This window comes from Secundilactobacillus angelensis (genome assembly GCF_012641075.1).
GTDB classification, from domain to species: Bacteria; Bacillota; Bacilli; order Lactobacillales; family Lactobacillaceae; genus Secundilactobacillus; species Secundilactobacillus angelensis.
Genome location: NZ_JAAXLJ010000063.1, coordinates 1 through 732, shown reverse-complemented (window position 1 = coordinate 732; position 732 = coordinate 1). Strand labels below are relative to the sequence as shown.

Sequence of the window (732 nt, the reverse complement as noted above, 5' to 3'; positions counted from 1 at the left end):
GCCGTTAGGCAGGAAAGCAAAGTTTTATAGAAACTTTGGCTTTCGCCAATTCAGTGTTAAGACTGGTTTAGAGCTGTCAATTCCTTATGCTCCCACGCTGCGCTCGTCCGCTACCATTGACAGCAAACAGTTAGTTTTTCTAAATCTTAGCAAGACTTTAACTGCTATATTCGTTTTTAAGGGCCTTATTTCTCGTTTCTAGCGGTTTTAAGACTGTTTATATATATTTATACCAAAGAAAAAATAAAAAGCCCTCAGCAGGCTCTTAGAGGGCTAAATGACGAAACCTGGACGACTAATAATATCTTCTTGCTTTTTTTGCAAAACATAAGTGTATAAGGAATCATAAAAATTCCTCTTGATCTCATCAGGTTCATTGACAGAAGCTTCAAACAATTCTTGAATATCAATTTGCCAAGGATCAGTAAGCATTTCATTAATTGGTTTTAATACTTTTTTTCGTCCGTCTTAATGACTCCTAACATCAAAATAATAATTTCAGTTCAGATACACAGTTCTTACAGTTAGTTATTCAAAATTTGTCACCAAGGTTATAAAGATTCTCTGCACAAACCACTTAAAAATTTTTGGCTTAAAACAGTATAATCTGAAACACTTTTTAAGTATTTAAACCATAACAATCTTAGTTAGGTGCAAACATAAATTGAATTAAAAATACAGTCAATTCAACAACAGCAGAAATTGATTTTATGGTTATCAGCAGGCCGAGTG

1 protein-coding gene and 1 pseudogene are annotated in these 732 nt (G+C 33.5%); one reads left to right on the top strand and one right to left on the bottom strand.

The features are described 5' to 3' along the window. Positions 1-202 (top strand): hypothetical protein (locus HC026_RS12745; RefSeq protein WP_211089497.1); only part of this gene is annotated, 202 nt, incomplete at its 5' end. Positions 203-273: 71 nt separating this feature from the next. On the opposite strand, the pseudogene HC026_RS13010 reads toward HC026_RS12745, so the two are convergent. Next, positions 274-485: pseudogene (locus HC026_RS13010) on the bottom strand (hypothetical protein). Positions 486-732 lie beyond the last annotated feature (247 nt).